Here is a 16,013-nt window from a genome sequence, read left to right on the forward strand (position 1 = left end):
GATGAGTACGCCCATGAAGTAGCGACGGTCCGGCGTAACCCGGACCTAAAAGGAGCGAAGTGGCTAAGGTCCGGGTATACGAACTCGCCAAGGAGTTCGGGGTGGAGAGCAAGGTCGTCATGGCCAAGCTCCAAGAACTCGGTGAATTCGTCCGTTCGGCGTCCTCGACGATCGAGGCGCCGGTTGTACGCAAGTTGACTGACGCACTGCAGGGGCCCGGCGGCAACGCCGGCAAGTCCGCTGCAAAGCCCGGCGCGCCCCGCAAGGCCGCGCCCGCCAAGCCCGCAGCGCCGTCCCCGGCCGCTGCGGCACGTCCTGCTGCCCCGAAGCCCGGCGCACCGGCCCCCAAGCCGGCCGCTGCCGAGGCCCCGGCCGCAGCCCCCGTGACGCCGGCCTCCCCCGGCCCGCGTCCCGGCCCGAAGGCTCCGGCCGCCCCGAAGCCCGCTCCGGCGGCGCCCGTGGCGACCGAGTTCTCCGCGCCTCCGGCGGCCCCGGCCGCCCCGGCGCGTCCCGCCGCGTCCCCCGGTCCCCGTCCGGCGCAGCAGCGTCCGGCGGCCCCGGGTCAGGGCGGTGCCCGTCCCGGCGCCCCGCGCCCGGCCGGTGCCACCCCCGGCGCCCCGGCGCGTCCCGCCGGCACCCCCGGTGCCCAGGCCCCGCGTCCGCAGGGTGCCCGTCCGGCCGGTCCCCGTCCGGGCAACAACCCGTTCACCTCCGGCGGCTCCACCGGCATGGCGCGCCCGCAGGCGCCCCGTCCGGCCGGCGCCCCGCGTCCCGGCGCCCCCGGCGCCGGCGGCCAGGGTGCTCCCCGTCCGCAGGGCGGTCCCGGCGGCGCTCCGCGTCCGCAGGGTCCCGGCGGCGCCCGTCCGACCCCGGGCGGCATGCCCCGTCCGCAGGGCGGCGCTCCGCGTCCGGCTCCGGGCGGCAACCGTCCGAACCCGGGCATGATGCCGCAGCGTCCCGCTGCCGGTGGTCCCGGTCCCCGTCCCGGCGGCGGCCCCGGTGGCCGTGGTCCCGGTGCGGGCGGTCCCCGTCCCGGTGGTGCCGGTCGTCCCGGCGGCGGCGGCTTCGCCGGCCGTCCGGCCGGTCCCGGCTCGCGTCCCGCGGGCGGCGGCTTCGGCGGCCCCCGTCCGGGTGGCGGCGGCTTCGGCGGCGGCCCGGCCGGCGCCGGTGGCGGCGGTCGTCCCGGCTTCGGCGGTCGTCCCGGCGGCCCCGGTGCCCGTGGCGGTACGCAGGGTGCCTTCGGCCGTCCCGGAGGTCCGGCCCGTCGCGGCCGCAAGTCGAAGCGTCAGAGGCGCCAGGAGTACGAGGCCATGCAGGCCCCGTCCGTGGGCGGCGTGATGCTGCCCCGCGGCAACGGCGAGACCGTTCGCCTGTCGCGCGGTGCGTCCCTCACCGACTTCGCGGAGAAGATCAACGCCAACCCGGCGTCGCTGGTCGCGGTCATGATGAACCTCGGCGAGATGGTCACTGCCACGCAGTCCGTCTCCGACGAGACCCTCCAGCTCCTCGCGGGCGAGATGAACTACCAGGTTCAGATCGTCAGCCCGGAGGAGGAGGACCGCGAGCTCCTCGAGACCTTCGACATCGAGTTCGGCGAGGACGAGGGCGGCGAGGAGTACCTGCTGCCGCGTCCGCCGGTCGTGACCGTCATGGGTCACGTCGACCACGGTAAGACCCGACTGCTCGACGCCATCCGCAAGACGAACGTCGTCGCGGGCGAGGCCGGCGGCATCACGCAGCACATCGGTGCGTACCAGGTCTCCACCGAGGTCAACGACGAAGAGCGTCGCATCACCTTCATCGACACCCCGGGTCACGAGGCGTTCACCGCCATGCGTGCCCGCGGTGCGAAGTCGACCGACATCGCGATCCTCGTGGTCGCGGCCAACGACGGCGTCATGCCGCAGACGATCGAGGCGCTCAACCACGCCAAGGCCGCCGGCGTCCCGATCGTCGTCGCGGTCAACAAGATCGACGTCGAGGGTGCCGACCCGACCAAGGTCCGCGGTCAGCTCACCGAGTTCGGTCTGGTCGCCGAGGAGTACGGCGGCGACACGATGTTCGTCGACATCTCCGCCAAGCAGGGTCTGCACATCGACTCCCTGCTGGAGGCCGTCGTCCTCACCGCCGACGCCTCGCTCGACCTGCGTGCCAACCCGGAGCAGGACGCTCAGGGTATTGCGATCGAGTCCCACCTCGACCGCGGCCGCGGCGCCGTCGCCACCGTCCTCGTCCAGCGCGGTACCCTCCGCGTCGGCGACACGATGGTCGTGGGCGACGCCTACGGCCGCGTGCGCGCCATGCTCGACGACAAGGGCAACAACGTCGAGGAAGCGGGTCCGTCGACCCCCGTCCTGGTCCTGGGTCTCACCAACGTCCCCGGCGCCGGCGACAACTTCCTCGTCGTCGACGAGGACCGCACGGCCCGCCAGATCGCCGAGAAGCGTGCTGCGCGCGAGCGCAACGCCAACTTCGCCAAGCGCGTCCGTCGCGTGTCCCTCGAGGACCTCGACTCCGTGCTCAAGGCCGGTCTGGTCCAGGAACTCAACCTCATCATCAAGGGCGACGCGTCCGGTGCGGTCGAGGCTCTCGAGTCCTCGCTGCTCCAGCTCGACGTCGGTGAAGAGGTCGACATCCGGGTCCTGCACCGCGGTGTGGGTGCGGTCACCGAGTCCGACATCGCCCTGGCGATGGGCTCCGACGCCATCGTCATCGGCTACAACGTCCGTGCTGCCGGCCGCGCCGCGCAGATGGCGGACCGCGAGGGCGTCGACGTCCGCTACTACTCGGTGATCTACCAGGCCATCGAGGAGATCGAGGCGGCCCTGAAGGGTCTCCTCAAGCCGGAGTACGAAGAGGTCGAGCTCGGTACGGCGGAGGTCCGCGAGATCTTCCGCTCGTCCAAGCTGGGCAACATCGCCGGTGTCCTCATCCGGTCCGGCGAGGTCAAGCGCAACACCAAGGCGCGCCTGCTGCGCGATGGCAAGGTCATCGCGGAGAACCTCACCATCTCCGGTCTGCGCCGCTTCAAGGACGACGTCACCGAGATCCGCGAGGGCTTCGAGGGTGGTATCAACCTCGGTTCCTTCAACGACATCAAGATCGACGACGTCATCGCGACGTACGAGATGCGCGAGAAGCCCCGCGCGTAAGCGCGAGGCGGTTCGCACCGTGTCGTAACTCGGCAGCGACGCTGCGGGGGCCGGGGCCGGTCGGCGGAATATCCGTCGATCGGCCCCGGCCGTTGCGTGTACGGTTCTGGTGACCCGGCCGCGCGAGCGCCGGGTGACCCTGCCGGGCGACGGCCCGGCAGGCCACCGAACCCGCACCGGCGGGATATCCGGCAACTGCATGTACGTGGGGACTCTGTCCTTCGACCTGCTCCTCGGCGACGTCCACTCGCTGAAGGAGAAACGCTCCGTCGTCCGGCCCATCGTCGCCGAGCTCCAGCGGAAGTTCTCCGTGAGCGCGGCAGAGGTGGGCGACCAGGATCTGCACCGCAGGGCCCGCATAGGGGTCGCGCTGGTGAGTGGGGACGCGGGGTTCCTCTCGGACGTACTGGACCGCTGCGAGCGGCTGGTCGCGGCACGTCCGGAAGTGGAGCTGCTGTCCGTACGACGGCGCCTCCACGGTGATGAAGACTGATTGCTTGTCTGCAAGAAAAGAAGGAGACGGACCAGTGGCCGACAATGCGCGGGCGAAGAAGCTGGCGGACCTCATCCGGGAGGTGGTGGCGGAGAAGCTGCAGCGCGGTGTCAAGGACCCCCGCCTCGGTACGCACGTGACCATCACGGACACCCGGGTCACCGGCGACCTGCGGGAGGCCACGGTCTTCTACACGGTCTACGGCGACGACGAGGACCGCGCCAGCGCGGCAGCCGGCCTGGAGAGCGCCAAGGGTGTCCTGCGCTCCGCGGTCGGCCGGGCTGCGGGGACCAAGTTCACCCCCACCCTGACCTTCGTCGCCGACGCCCTCCCGGAGAACGCCAAGACCATCGAGGACCTCCTCGACAAGGCGCGCGCCTCCGACGCCCAGGTGCGCGAGGTCTCCTCCGGCGCGCAGTACGCCGGCGACGCCGACCCGTACAAGAAGCCGGGCGACGACGACGAGGACGCAGCGGCGGAATGAGCACCAACGCAGGGAAGACTCCGGACGGCCTTGTCATCGTCGACAAGCCGTCCGGCTTCACTTCGCACGACGTGGTCGCCAAGATGCGCGGGATCGCCAGGACCCGCCGCGTCGGCCACGCCGGCACCCTCGACCCGATGGCGACGGGCGTGCTGGTCCTCGGCGTGGAGAAGGCCACCAAGCTCCTCGGCCACCTCGCGCTCACGGAGAAGGAGTACCTCGGCACGATCCGCCTGGGCCAGAACACCCTGACGGACGACGCCGAAGGCGAGATCACCACCTCCACGGACGCCACCGGGGTCACCCGGGAAGCCGTGGACGCGGGCGTCGCCAAGCTGTCCGGCGACATCATGCAGGTCCCGTCCAAGGTCAGCGCCATCAAGATCAAGGGCGTGCGTTCCTACAAGCGCGCCCGCGACGGCGAGGACTTCGAGATCCCGGCCCGGCCGGTCACCATCTCGTCGTTCCAGGTGTACGACATGCGGGAGGCGGAGGCCGAGGACGGCACCAAGGTCGTCGACCTCGTCGTCTCCGTGGTCTGCTCCAGCGGTACGTACATCCGCGCTCTCGCCCGCGACCTCGGCGCCGACCTCGGCGTCGGCGGACACCTGACCGCGCTGCGCCGCACCCGGGTGGGCCCGTACAAGCTCGACCGCGCGCGGACCCTGGACCAGCTCCAGGAGGAGCTGACCGTCATGCCGATCGGCGAGGCGGCCGCCGCGGCCTTCCCCCGCTGGGACCTCGACGCCCGGCGGGCCTCGCTGCTCGCCAACGGCGTGCGGATCGACATGCCGGAGGAGTACGAGGCCGGCCGTACGGTCGCGGTCTTCGGGCCGCAGGGCCAGCTCCTCGGGCTCGTCGAGAGCAAGAACGGAAAGGCGAAGTCCCTCGCGGTCTTCGTCTGATCGTTGACGTGGAGCGGTGAGCGCACATGCCGTGCCGCTCACCGCTCCACGACCCCCCTCGGGTAGGTCTCTATCCACCCGGACGCTGCTATTCACCCGTCCGAGCAGGCGCTCGGAGTGAATGGAGGGAGCGTAAGGGGGCGCGTTCGCCACGTGTGCTTTTCGTGCTGATCTTCACCTGCCTACCGTCGTGAGCACGGGGCGTTGCGGGTGGGCGTTGCGGCCATGGCGGAGCTCGTCACCGCACCGCCCGGCCTGGCGCCGGCCCTCATCCGCACCGACGGCCTCGGGATCCGGCCGCTGCCGGTGGCCCGGCGCGAGTCCATCGAACCCGGGACCTACGCAGGGCGCCGAACGCACCGCTGCCCCGCCGCCTATGCGCCACGCCGCTGCGGCCCTGCCGGGACGCCGCGGGCCGGGTGGAACGGTGATCCGGTGCCGAGCCGCAGGGCCTGCGTGGCACAGCGAGTCGGTGCCCGGCTCGGGTGCGACTGGTCCGCTTGCCCGGGGCATCGGGCCGATGACGGGTCTTGGCGGCTCCGCCGGGGCCGGGTGTGTGCCGGGGCGATCCCCGCAGGGCGCCGAACGCACCGCTGCCACACTTTCCGGCCCCGAGAACCGTTCGGTGTCCGAGGAGACGCCCCGGCGCGGACCCGGCCCCACCGGACCCCGCCGCCGGAGCTCGCCCACCGCCTCGGGCCGGGGACCGAGGCCACCAACGCGTGGCTGAGCGGCACCGGGGCCCGGCCGGTCGTCGCCGCGCGCCCCGAGTACTGGGAGTGGGCCGGCGCCCTGCACCGGCCCGAGGCCCGCCGGTCCCGTCCGGCCCGGACGCCGATGCGTGGCACCGGCCCCCGGCATGGCAGTCTTAGACCTGCAATCGGCAATCAGTTCAAGGACCAACCGGGTTCGGGCGAGGAGCGGTCACAGTGCAGCGCTGGCGTGGCTTGGAGGACATCCCCCAGGACTGGGGACGCAGCGTCGTCACCATCGGCTCCTACGACGGCGTGCACCGGGGACATCAGCTGATCATCGGACGGGCCGTGGCCACCGCGCGCGAGCTCGGCGTGCCGTCCGTCGTTGTCACCTTCGACCCGCACCCGAGCGAGGTCGTCCGCCCCGGCAGCCACCCGCCGATCCTGGCCCCGTACGACCGGCGCGCTGAGCTGATGGCCGGGCTGGGCGTGGACGCGCTGCTGATCCTCCCCTTCACCGCGGAGTTCTCGCAGCTGTCCCCGGCCGACTTCATCGTCAAGGTGCTCGCCGACAAGCTGCACGCCCTGGCCGTCATCGAGGGCCCGAACTTCCGCTTCGGCCACCGTGCCGCGGGGAACGTCGACTTCCTGCGCGAACTGGGTTCCACCTACGACTACCGCGTCGAGGTCGTGGACCTTGTGGAGCGCGGCGAGGCGGGCGGCGGCGTGCCGTTCTCCTCGACCCTGGCGCGCAGGCTGGTGGCCGAGGGCGACATGGACGGCGCGGCCGAGGTCCTGGGGCGCCCCCACCGGGTCGAGGGCGTGGTGGTGCGCGGAGCGCAGCGCGGCCGTGAGCTCGGCTACCCGACGGCGAACGTGGAGACGAGGCCGCACACCGCGATCCCGGCGGACGGGGTCTACGCGGGCTGGCTGACGGCGGACGGCGAGCGGATGCCCGCGGCGATCTCGGTGGGGACGAACGTGCAGTTCGACGCGACCGAGCGGACGGTCGAGGCATACGCGATCGACCGGGTCGGGCTGGACCTGTACGGCAAGCACGTGGCGGTCGACTTCCTCGCGTACGTGCGGGGGATGGCGAAGTTCGAGTCGCTGGACGGGCTGCTGGAGGCGATCGCCGACGACGTGAAGCGGGCGCGGGTGCTGACCGACGCGTACGACCTGAAGCGCTGACGCGGAACGGGCGAGGGCCCGTACCGCCCCGTGATCCGACCGGATCCGGGGTGGTACGGGCCCTTCCTGTTGTGCGGGGTGCGGCGCGTTGTGCGGCGCGGCAGGTCAGCCGAGACGCGGATCGCGCGGCGGCTGCTGCGGCTGGGGCTGCTGGGGCGGGGCGGCCGGGGGCTGCTGCCAGGGCTGGCCGGGCTGCGGCTGCTGCGGGTAGGGCTGGCCATAGGGGCCCGGCTGCTGCGGCGGCTGCTGGTACGGGGGCGGGCCCTGGGGCTGGCCGTACGGCTGCGGCTGCGGCGGCTGCTGAGGGTGGGGCTGGTGCTGGTGGGGCGGCGGCGCTCCCCAGTGGTTCTGCGGGGCCTGCTGCTGGGCCCGGAGGAAGTCCTCGGCCACGAGGGCGGAGAGGTTGAAGTACGCCTCACGAGTCTTGGGCCGCATCATGTCGAGGTCGACCTCGGCACCGGCCGCGAGGTGCTCGTCGAAGGGCACCACGACGACACCGCGGCAGCGGGTCTCGAAGTGCTGCACGATGTCCTCGATCTTGATCATCTTGGCGGTCTCGCGGACCCCCGAGATGACGGTGATCGAGCGGGAGACGAGGTCCGCGTACCCGTGGGCGGAGAGCCAGTCGAGGGTGGTGCTGGCGCTGCTGGCGCCGTCCACGGACGGGGTCGAGATGATGATCAGCTGATCGGCCAGGTCCAGGACGCCGCGCATGGCGGAGTAGAGGAGGCCGGTGCCCGAGTCGGTGAGGATGATCGGGTACTGGCGGCCCAGCGTCTCGATGACGCGGCGGTAGTCCTCGTCGTTGAAGGTCGTGGAGACCGCCGGGTCCACGTCGTTGGCGATGATCTCCAGACCGGAGGGCGCCTGCGAGGTGAAGCGGCGGATGTCCATGTACGAGTTCAGGTACGGGATCGCCTGGACCAGGTCCCGGATCGTCGCGCCCGTCTCGCGGCGGACACGGCGGCCGAGCGTGCCGGCGTCGGGGTTCGCGTCGATGGCAAGGATCTTGTCCTGGCGCTCGGTGGCGAGGGTGGCGCCGAGCGCGGTGGTGGTCGTGGTCTTGCCGACGCCGCCCTTGAGGCTGATCACGGCGATGCGGTAGCAGGACATGACCGGGGTGCGGATCAGCTCCAGCTTGCGGCGGCGCTCCGCTTCGGCCGCCTTGCCGCCGAAGCGGAAGAGGCCGCCGCCCCCGCCGCCGTTGTTGTTGCTCTTGGGCTTCTGCTTGTTGCGCAGCAGCCGGTCCGAGGACAGCTCGACGGCGGCGGTGTAGCCGAGCGGCGCGCCGCCACCGGTGGGGCCGGCCGCGTACCGGGGGTCGTGCGGCTGCGGCTGTGGCTGGGGCTGCGGCGGCTGCTGACCGGGGCCTACGGGCCACTGGCCGGAGGCGCGGGGGTCGTACGTGGGCTGGGGCTGCGGCTGAGGGGCCTGCGGCTGCTGGGGCTGCTGCGGGGCGGGCGCGGGGGCCGGCTGCGGGAAGCCGTAGGAGCTCTGCGGGGCGGGCGCGGGCGTCGGCTGCGGGAAGCCGTAGGAGCCCTGCGTCGCGAACGAGGGCGGCAGCGGCGGCAGTTCACCCTGAGGCGCCCCGTACGGGCTGTCCCCGGCGGCCGAGGGCGCTACGGGCACCCCCTCGACGGGGGTGGCTCGCGGGCCGCCCCATCCTCCGGAGGCGGCCTCGTTCCCGGCCGGCGGCAGGTCCGCGAACGGCGCGGGCACGGCGTCGGCCGGCTCCGGGCCGGCCTCCTCCGCCGGGGCCGCGGCGGGAGCCGAGTGCGGCGGCGCCCCGTCGGCCGAGGCCGCGGCAGGAGCCGAGTGCGGCGCCTCGGGCGCGGGCGCCGGAGCCGGGAGTGCCGGAGGGACGGCCTCGACGGGAGCCGGGGCCGGGGCCGAGAACGGCAGGTCGGGAGTGACGATCGCCTCGGGAGCCGAGTGCGGCGGCACCCCGTCGGCCGGGGCCGTGGCGGGAGCCGAGTCCGGCAGCTCGGGAGCCACCGTCGGCTCGGGAGCCTGCACCGGAGCCGGAGCCGGAGCCTGCACCGGAGCCGGAGGGGCTGCCTCGACCGGTGCCGGTGCCGGGGCCGAGAACGGCAGGTCGGGAGCCACGATCGGCTCGGGAGCCGAGGGCAGAGGTGCGTCGGCCGGGGCGCCCGCGAACGGCAGGTCGGGAGCCACGATCGCCTCGGGCGCCGCGTACGGCGGTTCCGGGGCCGAGATCGGCTCCGGCGGCGGCGCGTCGGCCCCGAAGGGCCGGGCCGGACCCGAGCCGTCGGACGGGGGCCGCGGCGCCGGCGGAGCGATCCGCATCGTGGAGGGCGACTCCACGTCCGACGGACGGTGCGGCTCGAAGCCGCTCCCCTCGGGGAGCCCCGGCACCTGCGACGCCGCGGCCGGCGGCGCGCTCTGCGTGTACCAGGCCGGCGGTGTGTAGTCGATGGTGAACTCGCCCGTCATCTCGGGCTCCGCGTCGGACTGATCGTCCGTCGGGACGTCCCACGTCCCGCCGCGCCTCTCGTTCCGATCGCCGCTCACTGGTCCTCCTGGTCTGTCGAACACTGCTCCGGCGCCCACCCACGCCGCGCCGGCGTCCAGCCTAATCGGGGCACGTCGCCCCTGTCCGCCGTGCCCCGCTCCACGGGGAGGGCGGGCGGTCCGCCCACCGGGGCGCGCCGCGCATCAGTCGATGCGGCGCGCCGCACCGAGCAGACCGGTCTCCGCCTCGGTCCCCTGGGTCATCACGAACTGCCGGTCCCGCGGGGTGCACCACAGGGTCACCCCGTCGCCCAGGGTCGGCAGGGAGGCCACGGCCTGACGCGGCAGTCGCATCAGGCGGCCGATCTGCTCCGCCTCGTCCGGGGAAACCCGCTGCACACCCACCAGCGACGCCTGCTGCAGCAACCGCGGCGCCGTCGGGCTCAGATACGGCAGCAGGGTCAGTACCGACTGCCACGGCCCGGCCACCACGCGACCGCGCGGCGGCCGCATCCCGCAGTCGCGGATCACCAGCACCGGGCTGCCCGCGGACGCGCCCTGCGGCGGGATCCGGCCCACCTCGTGCAGGGTCACGCACTGCTGCCCGCCACCGGCCGCCTGGGCCAGCCCGGACCACACCTGCCCGCGCCCGGTCTCCACCGCGACGCGCGCACCCGTGGCCGCCGCGCGCAGCGCCAGCACCTGCGCCGTCCACAGACCGCCGATCAGCGTCACCTCGTACGGCGTCGGCCGGTTGATGCCGAGCACCGCCGGCCGCCCCTCGGCGTCCACACCGATGACGACCCCGTCGTCCCCGACGGGCACCGCCAGCACGTCCAGGTCCGTCGCGGGCACCACATGCCGCTCCCGCCGCGGGCCGACCAGCCCGAAACCACCCCTCATCGCGCGCCTCCCAGTGGCAGCGAAGCCAGCAGCCCCGGCACCTGTTCGCGGTCGAGCCGGACCAGCCCGGTCTTCACGCCCCGCGCCGTCCTCTCCAACTCCCGCCGTGCCGCGACCAGTTCCTCGTCGCTGCGCCCTGTCACCCGTACGTGTCCGGTCAGGGTCACGCCCTGCCGCTCCGCCGGGGCCATCGTCAGGCTGAAGTTCGTGGCGAGCGCGGGCAGCGAGGTCAGCAGCGCCACGAACTGCGGCAGCGCCGCCGCCCCGGAGCCGCCCAGCTGCGGCCAGCGGCCTATCCAGTACGTCGTGTGCCGGCGGTCGTCGCAGCGCCAGGTCCGCGAGGTCTCCTCGGTGCGCCGCCCGGTGCTGGCCGACCGGCCGGCCTGGGTGATCGCCATCGGGTTCGCGCACGAGGACGTGGCCAGCGCCGCCGTCAGTTCCTGCTCGGTCAGCACGGTGGCCCTGAACCCGGCCCCGGCCAGCCGGCTCGCCAGCTGGTCCGCCGCCCGCACCACGCACCGCTGCGCGCCGGCCAGTCCGCCGCCGCGGGCGGTGACCGCCTCGGGGCACAGCTCCGGGTCGAGCTTGAGCGCGATCCAGGTCAGCCGTACCGCGGGGGTGCCCGTCCGGGCCTGGAGCGGTGCGTAGTTGAGCGTGGCCGTCGACCGGGCCGGCAGATGCGGGGCCGGCGCCGGCTGGGTGTGCTGCACCAGCTGCGCGGACTCCAGCCGGATGCCGTCCACTTCGAGGACGTCCCGTACGACGGCGAGCGGCAGCGGCCGTGCCGCCCGGTCCGGCCGCAGCGCGGTGGCGTCCGTGTCCACCTGGACGACCGCGGTCAGGAAGGTTCCGTCGCCGACCATCCCCACGGGACGCCGGTCGCGGTCGCTGAACGTCAGGGTGCGCAGGGCCGGATCGGCCTCGACCAGCGGCGCCAGCCCCGGTTCGGTGCCCGCCGGTACGGCGCAGGACGCGGCCCGGCGGCGCCGTGCGCGCAGCGCGAGCACGCTGCCGATCCACTCGGGCAGGGAGCGCTGGTGGCGGCGTACGACCGCGAGCACCACCAGCACGAGCGCGAGCACGCCGACGGGCGCCAGGAGCAGCGGCTCGACCACCCAGGCCACGAGCAGCCCCGCCGCAGCGACCTGGAGCAGCACGAGTTGTTGCAGTCGGAACGGACCGAAGCGGCCCGGGCTCGACTTCGGGTGTGGCGTCACCCCGCCGCGTGCGGGTGCGGGCGCGCCGGTCTGCGGCTCCGTCGCCGTGGCCATCACTCGCGCACTTCCCCTCTCATGGGCTGGACCTCACGAGTTCCGGCGCTGCGCGACACCCGTCGCGGGGCCCCGGAATCTCCCCAATCCACCCCAACAAGCCCTGATTACCCCGGTGTGGAAGGCCCTGAGGGGCCGCCTCACCCTACCCGGCCCCTGCATACCGTCCGTCAAGAGGCATAGTAGGTGCCCGGTCCGACTATCGAGGCCCGGGGACCGTACTCACCGGCCGGGCCGTGCGGGGAGAAGCAGACGGTCATGGCATCACGACGTGATGAGCTCAACGCGTACACCTTTGCGAAGCGGCGGACGGTGGCCGCGTTCCTCCAGCCCTCCGCCACGGGTACCGAGGAGGGGGCGCCCCGCCCCCTGCGCGCCGTCCTGCCCGGGGTGATCGTCGGAGCCCTCGTGCTCGCCGGATTCGGTGCCTGGGGCATGTTCAAGCCGACCGCCCCCAAGGGATGGGACGAGCCCGGTACGAGGGTCATCGTCGGCAAGGACTCGACGACCCGGTACGTGGTCCTGACGACGAAGGTGGGCGGCAAGAACCAGACGCGTCTGCACCCGGTGCTGAACCTCGCCTCCGCCCGACTCCTGCTGGATCCGCAGAAGTTCAAGGTGGTGCAGGTCGAGGACAAGGTCCTCGACGCGGGCAAGCCGCCCCGCGGCCCCATCATCGGCATCCCGTACGCCCCCGACCGGCTCCCCTCCAAGGCCGAGGCCGGCAAGGCCAAGCGGTGGGCCGTCTGCCAGCAGCCCGGCGGCAACGGCCGCGGCGTGCAGGCCGCCACCTTCGTCCTCGCCGACCGCGAGGCGTCCGTGACGGACGACGCCCGCCGGCTCACCGACACCCAGTCGCTGTACGTGGAGAGCACCGGCCCGGGCAAGGAGCGCTACCTCGTCGACGCCACCGGCGCCAAGTACAAGTTCCCCGAGGGGACCCCGGCCGCCGGAACGATGACCAACGCCCTGGTCGGCACCGGAGCCACCCCGCAGCAGGTCAGCCCGGAATGGCTGGGGACCCTCAACTCCGGTGACGACCTGGCCTTCCCGTCGATCCCCGGCAAGGCCGGGGCGGGCGCCGACGTCAAGGGCCTGAGCACCGCCGACAACAAGGTCGGCATGGTGCTGAAGGCCCAGACCGGCTCCGGGACGCAGCACTACGTGGTCCTCCCCGGCAAGGTCGCCCCGGTCTCCGACTTCGTCGCCTGGCTGCTGATCTCGGCGCCGGCCACCGACGGCCTCAACATGCACGGCAAGGCCCGCGAGGTCGACCTCCAGTCGCTCGACCCGGACGCCACGCCCTTCGCCGGCGACGTCAGGTGGCCGCAGAAGAAGACCGAGCGGATCAACCAGACGACGCCGCCCGCCGGTGCGCGGGCCGGCAGTCCCGACAACCGCGACACCGTCTGCAACGTCCTGCGCTCCGTCGACGGCCAGGGCAACCAGACGCTGAGCACCTGGGCCGGCACCGGCTACCCCGTCGACATCACCGCCAGCGGCACGAGCGCATACGTCACCCCCGGCTCCGGCCTGCTCTACACCCAGGTCCAGGGCAAGCAGACCACGGCCGGCGGCTCCCTCTTCCTGGTCACCGACACCGGCCTGCGCTACGCCGTCCAGACCAACGGCGACAGCGACTCCGAGCAGTCCAAGATCGGCGCCCCCGACCCGACCAAGGCGGGCGGGGACGGCCGTCCCGAGGCCAGCCAGGCCCAGGTCAGGCTCGGCTACGGCGGCGTCACCCCGGCCATGGTGCCCATCGCCTGGTCGGAGTTCCTCTCCAAGGGACCCCGACTGGACACCAACTCCGCCCGTCAGCCGCAGGGTTCGTGAGGAAGCCGCCGATGCCCCAGAACCGTATGCCCCGGCGCGCGATCCTCGCCGGCGCCTTCGCCCTCACCCTGACCGCCGGCGGCGGGACGGGAACGGCCGCCGCCGCCACCGCGGCCGGGGCCGCCCCGGCCGCCGCCGTGCCGCACCCCCCGTACGCCCTGCGCCTCGACGGCGCGGGGGAGTGCACCTTCCCCATGAAGAAGCAGATCGAGGACCGGCCCTGGGCCCTCCAGCGGCTGCTCCTCGACGAGCTCTGGGCGCAGACCAAGGGCAAGGACAAGAGCGGCGCGAGCGTCCGCGTCGCCGTCATCGACACCGGTGTCGACCGGGCGAACCCGCAGCTCAGCGGCGCCATCGACGTCGGCGCGGGCAAGGACTTCGTCGACCCCAAGGGCGGTGACGGCACCACCGACACCGTCGGCCACGGCACCAAGGTCGCCGGGCTGATCGCGGCACGCCCCCAGCAGGGCACCGGCTTCGTGGGCCTCGCCCCGGACGCCACGATCATCCCCATCCGGCAGAACGACGGCCAGGGCAAGGGCAACGCCCTCTCCCTGAGCCAGGCGATCGACCACGCGGTGGCCAAGGGCGCCCAGGTCATCAACATCTCGCAGGACACCGACGTCCCGCTGTCCGCGGACTCGGAGCTCGGCAAGTCCGTCCAGAAGGCCGTGGCCGCCAACATCGTCGTCGTGGCCTCGGCGGGCAACGACGGCATGAGCGGCCAGAAGCGCAAGACGTATCCGGCCGCCTTCCCCGGGGTCCTCGCGGTGGGTGCCTCGGACCGCAACAACGAGCGCGCCGCCTTCTCCCAGCCCGGCGACTTCATCGGGGTCGCCGCGCCCGGCGTCGACATGGTCTCCACCGTCCCCGGCTTCGGCCAGTGCATCGACAACGGCACCAGCTTCTCCGCGCCCTACGTCGCCGGCGTCGCCGCCCTGCTGCGCGCCGAGCACGGCGACTGGTCGGCGCAGCAGATCGTCTGGCAGATCCAGAACACCGCCGAGCGCACCGTCAACGGCCGTGACGACTACGTAGGTTGGGGGGTCGTCGACCCGGTGCGCGCCCTCAGCCAGGACCAGCAGGCCCCGAAGGCCCCCGTACCGGACCCGGGTCCGCCCCCGGCGACCGCGCCGCAGGCGGCGGCCCTCCAGCTCACCGAGACGGCCCAGGAACGTCAGGAGCGCTACGGCACGTACGCTCTCGGTATCGGCGCCGTCCTGATCGCCGTCATCGCGGGCACGGCGACGGTCGTCCGGGATGCCCGGAGCCGCCGACGTCGTTTGCAGTGAACAGTCACAGTTCGTCTACGGATGCGGCCCACCGGTGTTGGGACTGCTCCACGAACTGGCTAGAGTGGCACCAGGCTTCACGAGTGTGATCGGGGGATCGCGTGAAGCGGAGGGGGACGATCCGGAGCGCGTGACTGACATCCGCGCCAGGTACGCCCGCCCCGCTGCGCAATCCGCCGGTTCTGCCGGCGAATTGAGAAGTGAGGAGCTTCGATGAGCACGAACACCTTCGGACTTGCGGACGATCCGGTCGTCCAGGCGAAGAACAAGATCCAGGAGACGGGAACCGCCGTCTCCAAGCAGGCCCGTGAGCTGGCCGACATCATCGCCACCGTGAGCGCCGGCTGGACCGGTGTGGGCGCCTCCGGCTTCATCACGGCCCAGACGACGCTCAACGACAGCCACGACGAGATCCGTCGGCTCCTCGGCGTCCTGCACAACGCCGTGGCGCAGACCAAGAACCTCAGCAACGCGCAGGACGACGAGGTGCGGGCCGCGTTCAAGAACGCCGTCCAGCCGCCGTCCGGCTCCGGCCCCCGCTCGGGCCTCGACGGCATCTGAGCAACGCCCCCTCATCCATTCGTCCGCAGCGAGAAGGAGAAGAACATGACGGCGAACGACGGGACCCGGGTCCGGTACGAGACCGTTCAGCAGATGGCCGACCGCATCCGGATCGTCTCCGGGAACATCCTCAAGGACCTGGACCAGATGGAGCAGGCCGTGAAGGTGGTCACGGACACCTGGGACGGTGAGGCGCACCAGGAGTACCTGAACCTCCAGAAGAAGTACAAGGGCAAGGCCGACGTCATGCACGCCGAGCTCGAGAAGGTCGCCAAGCTCATCGAGCGCGGCAAGGACGACTACCGGGCCACCGACAAGCGGGCCTCGACCCTCTTCACCGAGGCCTACTGAGCCCGCCGGGCCCAGGGTCACCGGGTCCCGAGACGCCGAAGGGGCGCGCCCGCAACGGGTGCGCCCCTTCGGCGTGTACTGCCGCCCCTCAGGGCTCCTGGCGGTCCAGGTCGAACTCGCCGTCCCGGGCACCGAGTACGAAGGCCTCCCACTCGGCGGCCGTGTAGCGCAGCACCGTCTCCCGGTCCAGCGAGGACCGCATCGCCACCGCCCCCTCGGGCAGCCGCGCGATCTCCACCCGCTCCTCCTCCGGACTGGTCCCCGGCGGCCCTTCCCACTCCACACCGCTGATGTCGAGCGCGTACAGCTCGTCCTTCTCCTGCTGGGTGCCCATGAGCGGCCTCTCCCTCGGTGGTGCGGTCTTCCCCGCCGATTATCGGGGCTGGGCCGCCGGCCGCGACCGTTTT

The 16,013-nt window shown here is 73.0% G+C and carries 13 protein-coding genes; 9 read left to right on the forward strand and 4 right to left on the reverse strand.

The genetic code is table 11. The features are described from left to right. Nucleotides 1-59: 59 nt before the first annotated feature. The 5 genes from infB (at nucleotide 60) to AAT21_RS10485 (ending at nucleotide 6,920) form a co-directional block, all read left to right on the forward strand. Complete coding sequence (gene infB, locus AAT21_RS10465; protein WP_046776384.1) at nucleotides 60-3,152, forward strand: translation initiation factor IF-2; 3,093 nt, start codon at nucleotides 60-62, stop codon at nucleotides 3,150-3,152. Nucleotides 3,153-3,351: 199 nt separating this feature from the next. Then, entirely contained in the window at nucleotides 3,352-3,645 is a 294-nt protein-coding gene (locus tag AAT21_RS10470; protein ID WP_030651158.1) for a DUF503 domain-containing protein, read from the forward strand. 34 nt (nucleotides 3,646-3,679) lie between these two features. Continuing rightward, on the forward strand, nucleotides 3,680-4,129 hold the full coding sequence (gene rbfA, locus AAT21_RS10475; RefSeq protein WP_030030356.1) for a 30S ribosome-binding factor RbfA: 450 nt from the start codon (nucleotides 3,680-3,682) through the stop codon (nucleotides 4,127-4,129). Then, the gene (truB, locus tag AAT21_RS10480) at nucleotides 4,126-5,034 is read left to right on the forward strand and encodes a tRNA pseudouridine(55) synthase TruB (RefSeq protein WP_046776385.1); all 909 of its coding nucleotides are present in this window, start codon (nucleotides 4,126-4,128) and stop codon (nucleotides 5,032-5,034) included. Before rbfA ends, truB begins: the two co-directional genes overlap by 4 nt. 929 nt (nucleotides 5,035-5,963) lie before the next feature. Then, on the forward strand, nucleotides 5,964-6,920 hold the full coding sequence (locus AAT21_RS10485; RefSeq protein WP_079025543.1) for a bifunctional riboflavin kinase/FAD synthetase: 957 nt from the start codon (nucleotides 5,964-5,966) through the stop codon (nucleotides 6,918-6,920). A gap of 105 nt (nucleotides 6,921-7,025) precedes the next feature. On the opposite strand, the gene AAT21_RS10490 is transcribed toward AAT21_RS10485, so the two are convergent. The 3 genes from AAT21_RS10490 to eccE form a co-directional block, all read right to left on the reverse strand. Beyond that, nucleotides 7,026-9,452: an SCO5717 family growth-regulating ATPase gene (locus AAT21_RS10490; RefSeq protein ID WP_046776387.1), complete on the reverse strand. Its 2,427-nt coding sequence runs from the start codon at nucleotides 9,450-9,452 to the stop codon at nucleotides 7,026-7,028. A 144-nt stretch (nucleotides 9,453-9,596) separates the two neighbouring features. Beyond that, nucleotides 9,597-10,295 (reverse strand): hypothetical protein, encoded by a 699-nt coding sequence (locus tag AAT21_RS10495; RefSeq protein ID WP_046776388.1) that lies wholly within the window; start codon nucleotides 10,293-10,295, stop codon nucleotides 9,597-9,599. Further along, a complete protein-coding gene (gene eccE / locus AAT21_RS10500) occupies nucleotides 10,292-11,566 on the reverse strand; it encodes a type VII secretion protein EccE (protein ID WP_046776389.1) in 1,275 nt (424 codons plus the stop codon). The genes AAT21_RS10495 and eccE overlap by 4 nt, the downstream gene beginning before the upstream one ends. Nucleotides 11,567-11,824: 258 nt before the next feature. Between eccE and eccB the strand changes: the two genes are divergently transcribed. The 4 genes from eccB (at nucleotide 11,825) to AAT21_RS10520 (ending at nucleotide 15,606) form a co-directional block, all read left to right on the forward strand. Next, complete coding sequence (eccB, locus tag AAT21_RS10505; protein WP_046776390.1) at nucleotides 11,825-13,402, forward strand: type VII secretion protein EccB; 1,578 nt, start codon at nucleotides 11,825-11,827, stop codon at nucleotides 13,400-13,402. Nucleotides 13,403-13,413: 11 nt separating this feature from the next. Continuing rightward, nucleotides 13,414-14,694 carry a type VII secretion-associated serine protease mycosin gene (gene mycP, locus AAT21_RS10510; protein ID WP_235438732.1) on the forward strand — a complete coding sequence of 427 codons (1,281 nt, stop codon included), beginning with the start codon at nucleotides 13,414-13,416 and terminating at the stop codon, nucleotides 14,692-14,694. A 213-nt stretch (nucleotides 14,695-14,907) separates the two neighbouring features. Beyond that, nucleotides 14,908-15,255: a WXG100 family type VII secretion target gene (locus tag AAT21_RS10515; RefSeq protein ID WP_046776391.1), complete on the forward strand. Its 348-nt coding sequence runs from the start codon at nucleotides 14,908-14,910 to the stop codon at nucleotides 15,253-15,255. A gap of 45 nt (nucleotides 15,256-15,300) precedes the next feature. Beyond that, nucleotides 15,301-15,606: a WXG100 family type VII secretion target gene (locus AAT21_RS10520; protein WP_046776392.1), complete on the forward strand. Its 306-nt coding sequence runs from the start codon at nucleotides 15,301-15,303 to the stop codon at nucleotides 15,604-15,606. A gap of 88 nt (nucleotides 15,607-15,694) precedes the next feature. Here the strand turns inward: AAT21_RS10520 and AAT21_RS10525 are convergent, their stop codons facing one another. Next, complete coding sequence (locus tag AAT21_RS10525; protein WP_030844357.1) at nucleotides 15,695-15,940, reverse strand: DUF397 domain-containing protein; 246 nt, start codon at nucleotides 15,938-15,940, stop codon at nucleotides 15,695-15,697. Nucleotides 15,941-16,013: the final 73 nt, after the last annotated feature.

This window comes from Streptomyces yangpuensis, assembly GCF_001005295.1.
Taxonomy (GTDB): domain Bacteria; phylum Actinomycetota; class Actinomycetes; order Streptomycetales; family Streptomycetaceae; genus Streptomyces; species Streptomyces yangpuensis.

Excerpts from the sequence above, each read along its gene's own strand:
- AAT21_RS10470 (WP_030651158.1), top strand. The coding sequence starts at position 3,352 with ATGTACGTGGGGACTCTGTCCTTCGACCTGCTCCTCGGCGACGTCCAC.
- truB (WP_046776385.1), top strand. The coding sequence starts at position 4,126 with ATGAGCACCAACGCAGGGAAGACTCCGGACGGCCTTGTCATCGTCGAC.
- AAT21_RS10495 (WP_046776388.1), bottom strand. The coding sequence starts at position 10,295 with ATGAGGGGTGGTTTCGGGCTGGTCGGCCCGCGGCGGGAGCGGCATGTG.
- eccE (WP_046776389.1), bottom strand. The coding sequence starts at position 11,566 with ATGGCCACGGCGACGGAGCCGCAGACCGGCGCGCCCGCACCCGCACGC.
- eccB (WP_046776390.1), top strand. The coding sequence starts at position 11,825 with ATGGCATCACGACGTGATGAGCTCAACGCGTACACCTTTGCGAAGCGG.
- mycP (WP_235438732.1), top strand. The coding sequence starts at position 13,414 with ATGCCCCAGAACCGTATGCCCCGGCGCGCGATCCTCGCCGGCGCCTTC.
- AAT21_RS10515 (WP_046776391.1), top strand. The coding sequence starts at position 14,908 with ATGAGCACGAACACCTTCGGACTTGCGGACGATCCGGTCGTCCAGGCG.
- AAT21_RS10520 (WP_046776392.1), top strand. The coding sequence starts at position 15,301 with ATGACGGCGAACGACGGGACCCGGGTCCGGTACGAGACCGTTCAGCAG.
- AAT21_RS10525 (WP_030844357.1), bottom strand. The coding sequence starts at position 15,940 with ATGGGCACCCAGCAGGAGAAGGACGAGCTGTACGCGCTCGACATCAGC.